Annotated in this window: 12 protein-coding genes; 6 read left to right on the top strand and 6 right to left on the bottom strand. The window is 40.3% G+C overall.

Features of this window, described 5'->3' with window-relative positions; translation table 11 throughout:
* The 3 genes from ABYD77_RS13390 to ABYD77_RS13380 all read right to left on the bottom strand — a co-directional run.
* Positions 1-3,329, bottom strand: a 3,329-nt coding sequence (locus tag ABYD77_RS13390; RefSeq protein ID WP_372770634.1) for a lamin tail domain-containing protein, incomplete at its 3' end; no start/stop codon positions are given.
* Positions 3,330-3,902: 573 nt separating this feature from the next.
* Positions 3,903-5,645 carry an amidohydrolase gene (locus ABYD77_RS13385; protein WP_372770633.1) on the bottom strand — a complete coding sequence of 581 codons (1,743 nt, stop codon included), beginning with the start codon at positions 5,643-5,645 and terminating at the stop codon, positions 3,903-3,905.
* Positions 5,646-5,778: 133 nt separating this feature from the next.
* Positions 5,779-6,672, bottom strand: coding sequence for a LysR family transcriptional regulator (locus tag ABYD77_RS13380; RefSeq protein WP_372770632.1), 894 nt, complete (start codon positions 6,670-6,672; stop codon positions 5,779-5,781).
* Between the two features lie 113 nt (positions 6,673-6,785).
* On the opposite strand from ABYD77_RS13380, the gene ABYD77_RS13375 reads away from it, so the two are divergent.
* The 5 genes from ABYD77_RS13375 (at position 6,786) to ABYD77_RS13355 (ending at position 10,255) form a co-directional block, all read left to right on the top strand.
* Entirely contained in the window at positions 6,786-7,307 is a 522-nt protein-coding gene (locus tag ABYD77_RS13375) for an NADPH-dependent FMN reductase (RefSeq protein ID WP_372770631.1), read from the top strand.
* 225 nt (positions 7,308-7,532) lie between these two features.
* Positions 7,533-7,868: a PadR family transcriptional regulator gene (locus tag ABYD77_RS13370; RefSeq protein ID WP_372770630.1), complete on the top strand. Its 336-nt coding sequence runs from the start codon at positions 7,533-7,535 to the stop codon at positions 7,866-7,868.
* A 12-nt stretch (positions 7,869-7,880) separates the two neighbouring features.
* Complete coding sequence (locus ABYD77_RS13365) at positions 7,881-8,612, top strand: hypothetical protein (protein ID WP_372770629.1); 732 nt, start codon at positions 7,881-7,883, stop codon at positions 8,610-8,612.
* 21 nt (positions 8,613-8,633) lie between these two features.
* Entirely contained in the window at positions 8,634-9,458 is an 825-nt protein-coding gene (locus tag ABYD77_RS13360) for a MotB family protein (RefSeq protein WP_372770628.1), read from the top strand.
* A gap of 8 nt (positions 9,459-9,466) precedes the next feature.
* Positions 9,467-10,255 (top strand): motility protein A, encoded by a 789-nt coding sequence (locus ABYD77_RS13355; protein ID WP_372770627.1) that lies wholly within the window; start codon positions 9,467-9,469, stop codon positions 10,253-10,255.
* 65 nt (positions 10,256-10,320) lie between these two features.
* Here the strand turns inward: ABYD77_RS13355 and ABYD77_RS13350 are convergent, their stop codons facing one another.
* From ABYD77_RS13350 to ABYD77_RS13340, 3 genes are all read right to left on the bottom strand, one after another.
* Positions 10,321-10,671, bottom strand: a complete 351-nt coding sequence (locus ABYD77_RS13350; protein WP_372770626.1) for a VOC family protein — start codon at positions 10,669-10,671, stop codon at positions 10,321-10,323.
* Positions 10,672-10,701: 30 nt separating this feature from the next.
* On the bottom strand, positions 10,702-12,060 hold the full coding sequence (locus ABYD77_RS13345) for a Na+/H+ antiporter NhaC family protein (RefSeq protein WP_372770625.1): 1,359 nt from the start codon (positions 12,058-12,060) through the stop codon (positions 10,702-10,704).
* A gap of 67 nt (positions 12,061-12,127) precedes the next feature.
* Entirely contained in the window at positions 12,128-13,171 is a 1,044-nt protein-coding gene (locus ABYD77_RS13340; RefSeq protein WP_372770624.1) for a PLP-dependent cysteine synthase family protein, read from the bottom strand.
* 132 nt (positions 13,172-13,303) lie between these two features.
* Between ABYD77_RS13340 and ABYD77_RS13335 the strand changes: the two genes are divergently transcribed.
* On the top strand, positions 13,304-13,867 hold the full coding sequence (locus ABYD77_RS13335) for a DUF4136 domain-containing protein (RefSeq protein ID WP_372770623.1): 564 nt from the start codon (positions 13,304-13,306) through the stop codon (positions 13,865-13,867).
* Positions 13,868-13,964: the final 97 nt, after the last annotated feature.

Here is a 13,964-nt window from a genome sequence, read left to right as displayed (position 1 = left end):
CTGCTTGGCAGTGCACCATTTTCACCGCCATCTTGTACCGTTAAGGTCACTGTGCCTGAGCTTGTCACACCTTCTGTTGGCGTCCAGCTCACCACGCCGGTATTAGACACCACCATGCCACTGGGTGGATTAGTTAAAGACCATGACAACTGGCTACCATCGTTCGCATCATCGGGATCATTGACGCTGGCGGCATAAGTATATTGCACATCTTCTGTGGCACTTGTGCCCGCTGTACTGGTAATACTTGGGCCATCGTTCACCCCTGTGACATTGATCATTAATGTCGGTTGATTACTTGTATCAGGATCATCATCGGCTACAGAAAAAGTCAGCGTTCGAGCTAACATATTGGGGTTTTCTGAAATATTTTGATAAGTGAGCTCTTTGAGCAATGCATTAATATTGGTTTCATTTGCATTTACATTAAACGAGATAAATAAAGGAGTAGCACCATTCGTTCCTCCAGAGGCAACCCCAATCACCGTACCGGAATACAATACATTACCAGTAACTGGGTCATAACCAATTTCGCCAGCGCCTATTCCAGTATTTTTAATTGAAAGGCGATCATTAACAGTACCATTGCCCGATATCGAAACAGTGAGATTGCCACCATCGAAATCGACTGAGTCTTTATCAATTACAGAAGCATTGGCGTCGATAACAATTGCGCCAGAATTTTCAGAATAGAGTACATTCGTCAGGTTTAACGTTAACGAAGGTGCTAAATTACAATCAGACGATACGTTTAAATTCGCAGAACCTGGCGTTGCACACACAAAAGACCAATCACTGCTGTTGTCATTAGTGTCTGTGCCATCTGGAATGCGCGCTATACTGCCAGAATTCATCGAAGGGTCATCTAATACCCCTGCACCACTTGTTTCAACATAAGGCGAAGAGCTACTCCCTTCGTATGAGATAACATCCATGATCGAAGCACCAAATTTTAAAGCAACCGCATCAGGGGCACCGTTTTGGATCATATTAATGTCGGTATCATCGTCTTGATCACAATTAGCAACCTTGCTGTTGTTGCCACAAATAACGTAGTAATCACCTGGTGCAATTAAGGTCTTTGGTATTGTAATGGTATCGTAAACAGATGCTGTCGCTTCGGTGTAAAGATCCAACGTATAGTTACTCAAATCTATATAGGTATCGCCGTTATTTTTCAGTTCAATAAATTCATTAGTATCAATACTAGGCTGATCGTAATCAACTTCATTAATAACCAGTTTCTGATCCAGCGCTATACGCTGTCCGAAGATTTCCCATTCATCTGCTTGCGTTTGATTTTCCCCATGCCAAACAACTAAAAATTCGTTATTGGTATTGTTATAGGCAAGTGCTCGAAAATCAGCATCATAATTTGCATTTCCGTCAGCTCCCATATCACTGATTCGAAAGTCATTATCACCTATCGCAGCGCCAGTACTGGCTAAAATTCGCTGACCATAAATTTCGTATTCATCATCCACCAGCAAGCCTGTATCTTCATCGGCCGTCCAAACAACAAGGTATTCATTATTGAGCTTGTTATACTCAACATCTGCTCCATAAGCATCATAAGCAGTATCTCCATTGGGGCCTGCATCACTTATTCTAAAATCATTTTCACCAATCTCACCGGCAGTAGCACCTGAAAGCCTCTGACCAAAGATTTCTGACTCACCAAAAATTAAAGGTAAGGTATTGTCTTCACCCTCCCAAACAACAAGGTATTCATTATTAAAACTGTTATAGGCGACTGCTGGCTCAAACCCATAATAATCAGATGAATTTTCAGGGCCCATATCACTAATACGAAAGTCATTAACTCCTAATTCATTTGTACCTAGTGCTTGTCCGCTCGAGCCATTTATGCGTTGACCATATATTTCCCATTCGCTCATATTTGCTTGATCTTCACCTCCCCAAACAACCAAATATTCGTTGTTAGTGAAGTTGTGAGCAACATCCGGTCTAAGAGCATCAAAGTCAGCATTACCATCAATCCCCATATCACTGATACGAAAGTCGATTGTTCCAATCTGCTTACCTGTCACACTATCTATTCGTTGACCATAAATTTCGTATTCCGATGATGTGGTATCTGCACCTTCCCAAACCAATAAATACTCATTATTTATCTTGTTATAAGCAAGTGCAGGGTTAAATGCAGCAAATGAAATATTGCCATCAGGGCCCATGGTAGAATAACGAATTATTTTGTAAGGGGTTGAACCGTCAGCTGCTTTCACATAGTTACAAAAGATTTCTATTTCATTATCTGCCAACGTTGGATAATCAGCGTGCTGATGATCACCACTCCAACATACCAGGTACTCTTCTTCCTTATCGCTATAAGCTACAGTCGGTGTATTTGCTCTGAAGTTAGTATTGCCGTCATTAGCAACATTACCAATACGAATGCGATTACCAACTAACGCACCTGTTTGTGCGTTGATCCTTTGTCCAAAAATTTCAATTTTATTATCGACTAAGGGGGCTGTATTATCGTCACCTTCCCACACTACTAAGTATTCATTTAATTTAGGGTTGAAAGCGACATCAGGATTTAGTGCCGTATAAGCTGATGAATTATCAGGGCCCATAAAACTTATGCGGAAATCGTTGGTGCCAATTTCAGGATCAATCAGTATCGGAAACTGTGCACTTTGCAATACGTCAGCAGCGATTTTATAACTGATTTTAGATTGCTCCACCAACATGGTTGCTTCGAGTCGTTTTCCATTTGCATCAAAAACGTTGAGTAATCCGAGACTGACCACACCATCTTCATTTCGCCAATTCCAGCCATTCTCTGATATTTCTAGAATACCATTAGTGCTCACAGCCCCTTCAATAACAAATTCATCAGGCAGATTTTTAGGCAATTCATTTAATATAAACTGTTGTTCAATTGCATGATTTTTAATTAAATACTGCTCTATAAATTGTGAATGTTGATAAACAATTTTATTTTTAAAATGCTGCGCTTGTATTTTTTCGGTTTGATCAAAGCCAGTAATCTTGGATAATTGCCAATGCCACTTTGGTCCATCAGTCGGTATAAAAGAAACACTTTGCGGTTTAAATAAAACTAAGTAATTTGGATTAGCAAGCTCGGTGTATGTTTCATGCTCGGTAACTGTATTTAAATTTGGTGAAGGGGATGAAGTATTATGATTAACATTAGAGAGCGTTTTAACTTGCTCAATAACCGTATCATTTTGATTTGATATTTTTTTGGCGTCCGCTGTTGCAGTGATAACCAATAAAAAAATCAGCATCATCACATGGGAATAGTTAATTTTAAACTTCCGCAATAAGAGCTTTGCCATTTACTACCTTTTTTCTCGACAACAATTTAAAAATAAACAAGAAAACTACAAAGAAACTAACCCTTTAATACTAAATCAAAGAGACTAATCAAAACAAGCAAAAATATTTCCAACACTTTTAAAGCAACTGAAAAAATACTGTAAATTCAATATTTAAATTTTGATATCTGGTGCGGAAATGTGTCTTTGCAAACTATTTGATCAGATTTAATATAAGCTAAGAACAACTAAACATCGTCACATTTGCAAAATAAATTAGTAATGTTATAAAAGACGACTCGCTGATCAGTCTAGCTTGTTATTAAAGCATTTTTTTAAATAACAACACTATATTGATTGAAACATACCCCACAAGCAGTTAAACATAAATGGTTTTTTCGCCGTTTATGTTCTCTCAAACTTGGAAGTTATAAAAAGTGACTTCAGAAAATAAATATTTAATGGGTCCTTTTAGCAAATAAAGAGAACCATTAACGAGACATTGTGTAAGCTAGTTGTTTAAATATCGCCACTAAACAAAAGAGAGCTGCTAACTCTCTTTTCTCTAATACTGCTATATGACATTGTTACTTTTTAATGATGATAAACCGAATCGCCTCGGCTAATCGTTTCAATCACCTGTAAATCTTTTAATGTTTCAGGCGCTACTTTAAGTGGATTTTTGTTCAAAATAATTAAATCCGCTTGTTTACCTACCTTTAAACTGCCTTTGCTATTTTCTTCAAAGTGTTGATAAGCAGGCCAAAGCGTCATTGATTTTAAACCTGTGTAGGTGTTTACACGTTGATCAGGGCCTAGCACTTTGTTTGTGCGCGTGGTGCGATTTACTGTAGCATCCAGCACACGGAAAGAGCTCGGCAATGCCACAGGTGCATCGTGATGACTACTGAAAATCAGTCCCACATCAAGCATAGCTTTGGTTGGTGAGATAAAATCAGCGCGTGGTTCACCTAACACCGAATCGCGATGCCAATCTCCCCAATAAAAAGTATGCATAGGGAAAAGCGCCGGGAAAATTCCCGCATCTTTTAATCGTGCTATTTGATCTTGGCGAATAGTTTGGCCATGAATAAGCACTGGGCGGCGATCTTTTTTGCCAAGTTTAGTATTTGCTTTTTCTACTGCGGTAATAAATTGCTCAATTGCCGCATCACCATTGGCATGGGTTAATACCTGCCAGTCATTTTTAAAAGCGGTTTCAACATAGTTGTAGGCTGTTTCATCTTTAAACGTTGGGTAGCCCGCATACTCATTATTTTGTCCATGAGGCGGATGAAAATACGGCTGCGTTAGCCATGCTGTTTTACCTTGTGGTGAGCCATCAAAGTTGAGTTTTACACCACCAATACGAAAATGGTTGGTGTAAGTAGGCGCATTGTAAGGCGAGCTCATAAAGTCACTGCTTGATGCCATATCGGCGTATGCAACAACATCAATTAGTAACTCTCCTTTATTTGATGCACGCTTGAGCGCCTCATAACCTTCAGTTGTTGCTCGGCCTTCTTGTGCTGTAGTGTAGCCAAATTTAGCATACATTTTTTGCGAGGCTTCCAGCATGACATCTTGCAAGTCTTGGTCTATTAATTGATTTAAGCTGAATAACACCGCAAAGTGTGCGTTTTCTTCGAGCACGCCATTGGGCTCTTTGCTGCCTGCAATGCGACGAATGACACCACCTTGTGGGTTTTGCGATTCAGCGTTAATAACGCTAAGTTCAAGTGCTTTGCTATTTGCCACACTTAAGTGGCCTGAAGTATGAACAATAAGTACAGGCTTTTCCGTGCTCACTTTGTCAAGGTCATCTTTGGTTGGGTAGCGGTCAAGCTGACCATCATCATAGCCAAAGCCTAATATCCAGCCTGTTTTTTCAATAAATAAACGCTGAGTTTCATCTTGCTCGGCCGCCTTTAAGATTTCGATGATACTGTCTACGGTATTCGCATTGCCATCTGGAGGCGGTAATACATTGGCAACTACAGCTTGCAAACCTACACCGTACACATGACTATGCGGGTCAACAAAACCGGGGAATAATGCTTTTCCTTTTAAATCAACTAGTTCTGTTTTACCAAATTTATGTGCCATGGCGCTGTTTTTATCACCGACATAAATAATCTTTTCACCCGAGGTTGCGATTGCTTCAACATATTCAGGCGCATCACCTTCCATTGTTAATATGTCACCGCCAAAATAAATTTTATCGGCTGCAGTTACTGCCAATGGTTTAGTAACGGCTTCACTCTGCGTTGGCTTTTCTGAAAAACACCCTGTTAGTGAAAGCCCAACAGCACTTACCATCATCCAATGCCATTTCATAATGTACTCTCCTTTACTTAAATTTATGAATTAGTTTTGAGCATTTTGCACTCACTAATGCCTGTAAAGCGCATCTCACACAAAAAGGGAACAACTTAATTAACCTATTGTTATTTCTGATCAAAAAAGAGCATTAAGATAGTTTATTTTGTAGTAATTCCACAAACTTTCTAACCTTTGGCGATAAGTGCTTACGGCTTGGATAAACAGCATAAACATGTACCTCACGCATCGGAAAGTCACTAAATAACACTTCAACTTGTTCATTGGCCAATGCTTCTTCTAAAAAAAACTCTGGTAAACGCACTATGCCATGGCCATCGAGGGCCATAGCCAACTCCATAAAGCCATTATTACTTTTAACTCTTTCTTTTACTGAGACACTAAACGGGCTGCCATTTTTATCTATAAAGTCCCATTTATCTGCCTTTTTTAAATTGCTATAACAAATGCAGTGATGATTTGCCAAATCTCTTGGATGATGCGGCTTACCGTAGCGCTCAATGTATTTTTTGCTTATCACAGTATAAGTTGGATAACTTGTTAACCGTTTGCAAATTAATGTTGAGTCATCGAGCGATGGCGTTGCACGAATGGCTAAGTCGTAGCCTTCGTTAATTAAGTCGACTTTTTCATCGCTAATATTCCATTCCAAACTGACATTGGGATAAAGCGACAAATACTCCGACAATGCCGGCTGTAACAGCCCCTTACTTAAACCAAGTGGGCAGCTCACTTTTAAACTGCCTTTGGGTTTTTCATCACTTGGAGAGATCGATTGCAATGCTTGCTCTGTATCATTCACCAACTGCTCGCAGTGATTAAAAAACACTTGCCCCTCTGGCGTAAGTGAAATTGAGCGCGTAGTACGGTTTAATAGGCGAACGCCTACACGCTCTTCTAACTTACTGATTACTTTACTTACATGGGAGTTTGAGTGATTCATCGCCTCAGCAGCTGCTCCAAAACCACCCAGTTTTACCACTTGCACAAAGATGGGAATACCATCAAATATATTATTAGCCATATGGAAACAGTATTTTAATTTTACAAGTATTAATATTGTAAAGGAATTAATATAACCTTATATTCATCAAGTCAAGGTAACTAACTTAAATAGCATTCATGTCGGAGAGCATTATGAAATTATTAGCATTCGCAGCAACAAACAATAGCCAGTCAATCAACAAGCAACTTGTACAATACGCATCATCATTAGTAGATGCAGACGTTGAAATTTTAGATTTAAATGACTTTGAAATGCCAATTTACAGTCAAGATCGTGAACAACAAGGCGGTATACCTGAGCAAGCACAAACCTTTTACAAAAAAATAGGTGATGCAGATGCGATTGTAATTTCATTCGCTGAGCATAACGGTTCTTACACGGCGGCGTATAAAAATCTATTCGATTGGACATCGCGTATTAATATGAAAGTGTATCAAGATAAGCCAGTTGTATTAATGGCGTCATCACCAGGCCCTGGCGGTGCAAAAAGTGTATTAGGCGCAGCAACAGGTTCTGCAGGTTTCTTTGCGATGGACGTTAGAGGTAGCTTTTCTCTACCAAGCTTTTTCGATAACTTTGATGTAGAAAAAGGCCAAATCACCAATGGTGAACTTGCAGATGAACTTGCAACTATTATGGCGCAGCTTGGTTAATAAATAATATTAAACACCCTCCCCTTTAACAGGTGCATTGCACCTGTTTTTTAACGCTACAGTTATTTAGCCAATTTCTTTTACACATTTTTCATTCACAGCTAAGTAATACTTTTTTCGTCATTTTTTAGTTTTTACTACAAAATAGTAAAAACCATTTGCATCTTTTATTTTAAAAACCTATTTTGTAGTAAATTAAGTATTAATGGCTTTTATAGGTGCTTTGTGGGTAAAAGTGATAAATTTTTAGGTGAATTTGAACAAATGGTATTGCTCGCCTTATTGCAGCTAAAAGACAACGCTTATGGCGCAGCAATTCGCCAACTGTTAGACCAACAAATTGAACGCACGGTTGCCCTAGGCGCACTTTACGCCACCCTTGAACGCCTTGAAAAAAAAGGCCTAGTGTCATCAAAATTAGGGGAAGCAACCCCCGAGCGAGGCGGTCGTCCAAAACGTTTTTTTACAGTGACCAATGATGGATTAAATGCGTTACAACGGGCAAAAGACGCTATGGATACCCTGTGGCAAAATGTGCCAAACCACCCCTTTGAAGTATAATTGGTGAACACTATGACTAAACATCATAACCCACCTAAGCTTGCTGCATGGCTACTTGAGCGATTTACCCCCAAGCACCATCAAGACGCGTTATTAGGTGATTTATACGAAGAGTATTTTGTACTGCAAGAACAAAACCTAACGCTTGCTAACCGCTGGTTTTGGCTGCAAACCTACTTATGTGGCAAGGCCGCCTATAGTCGCCTATTAACGAATGCGCATGCCATTAAGGCCTTTATTTTTAGTATCGGACTTAGTATTTTTACCATTATTGCCCTCTTGGTAATGTGGCTAAGTAGTATGGATAATGTTGATGGCTTTAGTGACGGATTTTGGCAATCACTTTTAAATGGCAATATTCACCTTGCTTTGCTTGAAGGTGCATTTTGGTCAGGCACACCAGAATACATTATGAAAAGTACCAATGAAGGTATTTTGCAGTTTATTGGACTGTTTATTCACCTACCAGCACTGATACTTGCATTAGCTTCACTTCTTGCTATTCACTATTTAAGTAAAACAGCCAAGCTCAAATCACTTATTTTAAGTACTGTAGCGCTGGTTTTAATGCCTTACCTGTATGGGTTGTTTTTGCTTAATAACTATGATTATGCCGCAACCCAAACTGGGCCTATTCTCGCAAGCATGCTGCTGAGTGTGTTCTATTTAGTACTACCAAGTTGCTATTTTATTGCGAAGCGATTTCGCACAGAGCACAGCCAAATTTGGCAATCTGATAGTTAAAATAAAGCAAGAAGTATCATCATGGAAAACCACGAATTTATTGATGAAAAAGCCAAAGGTGCGCCAAATTGGATGACGACTTTTGCCGATTTAATGTCACTGCTTATGTGCTTTTTTGTTTTACTGTTATCTTATTCCGTAATGGATGTAGAAAAGTTTAAACACATCGCAGGCTCAATGAAAAAAGCCTTTGGTGTGCAATCTGAAGTGGTATTAGAAGACATACCAAAAGGCACGTCAATTATCGCCACTGAGTTTTCTCCAGGAAAGCCAGAACACACCCCCATTGAGTCTGTAAAACAGCTTACAACTGAACGTGAACAGCGTAATTTACAAACGCAAAAGGTTGAGAGCGAAGCAGCTAAAATCAATCTTAAATTAAAAGAAACGCTCGAACACTTGCTTAAAAGCGAAATTGAAAACGAATTAATTGAACTTGAAATGCTCGGCCAACAACTGATTATTCGCTTAAACGAACGCGGTAGTTTTCCCTCCGGTTCTAGCTTTTTACAGCCGCGATTCAAACCTGTTTTAACAACTATTGCCGAGCAGCTTGCTCGTATTCCTGGGCAAATTTCGGTTTCGGGTCACAGTGATGATTTGCAGGTAAGTAATGAACTGCATGCCAATAATTGGGAATTATCCTCAAAACGTGCCAATGCCGTGCTGCAAACCTTACTCGGCTCAAATCAGCTTAACAGCAACCGCTTGCATATAGCGGCCTATGCTGACACTAAGCCCTTGCTGCCCAATATATCGCAGCAAAACAGAGCTAAAAATCGCCGCGTTGAAATTGCAATTTCACAAGGTAGCGCCTTCGAACTTCAACCTTCTCAACCTTTTTAGGAAAACCCATGGATTCAGCAAGTGGCTTCGGCCTTTCAATTATCATTTTGGCACTGATCTTTGGTATTTATGCCAGTGGTGCAGCGCCCGAAGCTTACGCTAATTTATCATCTGTTTGCATCGTGCTAGGCGGCACCTTAGGTGCGGTGATGTTAAGTTATCGTTTATCTAAATTTATCGCTGCGATAAAACACATTAAATGGGTGTTTAGTAAATCCACGCCGGATTTATTTAGTACCATGGATAAATTGGTAGAACTGGCTGAAATTGCACGTAAAAGCGGCTTCTTAGGCTTAGAAGAAAAAGCCATTAACGACCCATTTATGGCCAAAGCAATTGATCTATTAGTGGATGGTCACAGCCCAGAAGCCATTGAATTTACGATGAATCGCGATATTTTACATACGCGACAGAACAATAACGATGCCATTAAAGTAATGAACAGCTTTACTGAGCTTGCCCCCGCCATGGGCATGATAGGCACATTAATTGGCTTGGTGGCGATGCTAATTGCCATGGATGACCCAAAAACCATCGGTCCACAAATGTCTGTTGCGCTATTAACAACCCTCTATGGTGCACTCATTGCTAATGGCATTACAGGGCCTTTTGCAAACAAACTTGGCGAGCGCGCAGAAGAGATAAAACACCATATGTGCTTAGTGCGCGATGGGGTAATGCATATTGCCAAGGGCGATAATCCAAAAACCATGATGAATTTATTAGCGGGCTATTTAGGTGAAGATTTAACATCAAACTCGGAATTGCTCGATGAAAAAACAGAGGTTAGCCAGTAAACATTTTAGTAAAACAAGGCATGCTGCTTATCTTTAGCATGCCTCACTTTAAACGTATTCTTGTTTTATTTATCGCTCCACACGGCAAACTCGTTACCGCATGGGTCACTAAAATGAAAACGTTTTCCACCTGGAAATTCAAACGTTTCAACTACCACTTTACCGCCAGCAGCGATTACTTTGCCTTGTGTTTCAGCTAAATCTTCACTGTAAAACACCACCAACGCTGAGCCCGTGGTTGTTGCCATAACATTCTCAGAGTAATAAAAGCCACCATCAATGCCCGCGTTCTGAAACGCCGTATACTCAGGCCCATAATCGGTAAATTCAAACGCAAATACCGCATTAAAAAACGCTTTTACCTTTGCTAAATCGCTGGCTGGAAACTCAAGATAGTTAATTTTTTCGTGTTGCATACTGCCTCCGTGTCTTACTAAAAGTTTACGTTAAATAATAAAGCTGCCAACCACAACGTAAAGCACTAAACTCACTAGAGCAATCGCCAAACAATACGGTAACTGCGTTTTAACGTGTTCGATATGATCGCACCCACTGGCAATAGATGCCACAATGGTTGAGTCTGAAATCGGTGATGCATGGTCACCAAATACCCCGCCACCAAGAACCGCGGCGAGTAAAAACGCCGGCTCAATGCCTGTTTGTAACGCAATTGGCAGTGCAATTGGGAATAAAATCGCAAATGTGCCCCAAGAAGTACCGGTAGCAAACGCCATAATACCAGCGGTAATAAACAGTAACGGCGCAATCCAAAGTAGAGATACCTCAGAGCTCATAAGGCCACTGACATAAGTGCCTGTACCAAAGGCCTTTACTGCATCGCCAAAAGCAAAAGACAGTACTAATACCATCACAGCTGGCACCAGATTTTTAATGCCCTTAATGCTGTGCGTTATCACCTCTTTGCTAGAAAACACATTATCTTTTAACAGCATTAAAATTAGGATTAGGTAACTCGTTATTACCGCCCAAAGCACTGAAAACGAACCACTACCGCGGCGTAAGTCGCCATCGCCTGTATAATAGAGTAAGCCCAAAGTAATAAAAATAATACCCATCATCGGCACCACAAGGTAACTTGCTTTGCCAACGGTATCATTCTTTTCGAACTTTGATTCGACCATACTATTGGCGTCTTTTAATGGGCCAAATACACGGCCGCTCAGCGCTGTGTAATACACCACACACACCACAATAATCGGGTAAAAATTATAACCAATCGTGCTTATTAAAACGCCTACTTGATCTGATAAGTTATAGCCGTCAAGCAGCCCTAAAATATAGGCGCCCCAGCCATTTATCAGCAGTAATATGCTAATAGGTGAACAGGTAGAATCGAGAATAAACGCAAGGCGCGCACGAGATAACTTGTATTTATCAAAAATGCTCTGCGATGCAAGTCCCGCAGTAAACATACTTAAGTTGGTATCAGTAAAAATCGATGAACCAATTAAGGTCGGAACCATCGCCGCTTTTCTGTCGTTATCAACCCAGTGTTTTTTATTAAGGGCATGAATAAACCCCGTTACACCGCCACTGGCATTAACCAGCGCAAGCACGGCACCAATTAATAGGCTAAAAATGATAATACGTTGGTTATAAGTGGATGTAGCGACATCTATCACCCCTGTTGTCATCGCCGTAACACTCGTAATTGGCGCAAAACTTGATGACATAAAGTAGGTAAGTACTAACCCCACCAGCAACGCTTGAATTGCACTTTTACGCCAAATGGCAACTAAAATGGCCACAATCGGCGGGATAATGGTATAAATTGAATCGTTCATTATTATTCTCAGGACGCATTAAGCGGCTAATTTTGAACAGTAAAAGTCATAATTGCAAAAAAATGCTTTAAACTAAACTACCAAGCCATTTCTGATATTCAAGATCAATTGGGATATGCGCATGCTGCCAATGGGTATCGTAATAAGTATTTAAATAGCGCTCACCGCTATCACAAATCAAACTGACGATTGAACCGGATTCGCCAGCCTCATGCATTTGATTGGCTAGGTGTAACATACCGACCAAGTTAGTGCCTGTTGATGGTCCTACTTTGCGACCGAGTAAATTAGTTAACCACAACATCGCAGCAATACTCTGCCCATCAGGTACTTTTAGCATTTCATCAATCACACCCGGCATAAACGATGGTTCTACCCGCGGGCGACCAATACCTTCAATGCGGCTGCCGGTTTGGTTAGTTAGCAAATTATCACCGCTTTTGTAAAAGTCATAAAAAACCGAATTATCAGGGTCTACCACCAGCAATTGTGTATCAACCCCTTGATAACGCACATAACGGCCGATGGTCGCCGAGGTACCGCCCGTACCCGGACTCATTACTATCCAACGTGGAATAGGAAATGGCTCTTTCGCCATTTGAGTGTAAATACTCTCCGCAATATTATTATTGCCACGCCAATCCGTTGCACGCTCAGCATAGGTAAATTGATCCATATAATGACCGCCAAGTTCATCGGCTAAACGCTGCGATTCAGCGTAAATTTGCGTGGTATTATCAACTAAGTGGCATTTTCCGCCATAAAATTCAATTTGTTTAATTTTTTCTTTTGCCGTGGTTCTTGCCATTACCGCAATAAAAGGTAAGCCTAATAATTTGGCAAAATACGCCTCAGAGACGGCAGTTGAACCACTTGAAGATTCTATAATCGGGGTGTTTTCATTGATCCAGCCATTACTCAGTGCATATAAAAAAAGCGACCGTGCTAAACGGTGTTTTAATGAACCTGTGGGATGGGTGCTTTCATCTTTAAGGTAAAAATGAATATTGGGAAATGTATTTAAGTTAAACGGGATTAAATGAGTATCAGCAGAGCGAGTATAGTCAGCCGCAATTTTAGCAAATGCCTGTTTTGTCCAATTGTTATTCATTTCTTCACCGTTCAGTGTCTATTAAGATAAAAACCGTATTCTTTACTTGAGCATAGAGATTACAGTATTAAATTTCTATGTTATCTTTCCTTAGCAAAACACAAATTCGTTCGCTAGCCAAGGAGCTTGATCATGAAAAACTTATTATTAGCATGTGGCGTTTTACTTTTAACTGCCTGCGCAAAAACTCCTGATTGGGATTATGACCGCACAGCCAATTTTGCAAGTTATAAGACATTTGCATTTGTTGATAACGCAAACCTTGCAAAAAACACAACTAATTATCAAATTAGCCCGCTTATGGAAAAACGTGTACGCGAAGCAGTAACACGTGAGCTAAAAGCTAAAGGTTTTTCGCAGGTTGCCTCAAACCAAGCCGACATTTTAGTCAACTACCATGCATCAGTTGAGAAGAAAATTGATGTGGATACGATTTCTTATAATGCGGGTATGGGTCATCCTTACAGTGCCCGTTGGGGTTACTGGGGTGTCGGCTATGAAACGCACACATCAACCCGTGAATACGAAGTGGGTACACTCGTGCTAGACGTGATTGACCGCAATGAAAAAGCCCTTGTTTGGCGTGGCGCTAAAGGTGGCAAACTTAAAAAGAACCAATCACCTGAAGAGCGTACTATCGTTGCTAACGAAATTATTGCTGAGATTCTTTCAAACTTTCCACCTGATCTTATGTAAGTCGGTTCAGGTATCATAAAAAAGCCATCATTTAGATGGCTTTTTTTGTATTTCTTCTTATTTGGCGTATCAGGTAGCGCCTTCTAGGTAGCTAATG

The organism is Pseudoalteromonas sp., assembly GCF_041629635.1.
Taxonomy (GTDB): Bacteria; Pseudomonadota; Gammaproteobacteria; order Enterobacterales; family Alteromonadaceae; genus Pseudoalteromonas.
The sequence above is the reverse complement of the archived record's forward strand: the minus strand, read 5'-3'. Positions and strand labels throughout refer to the sequence as shown.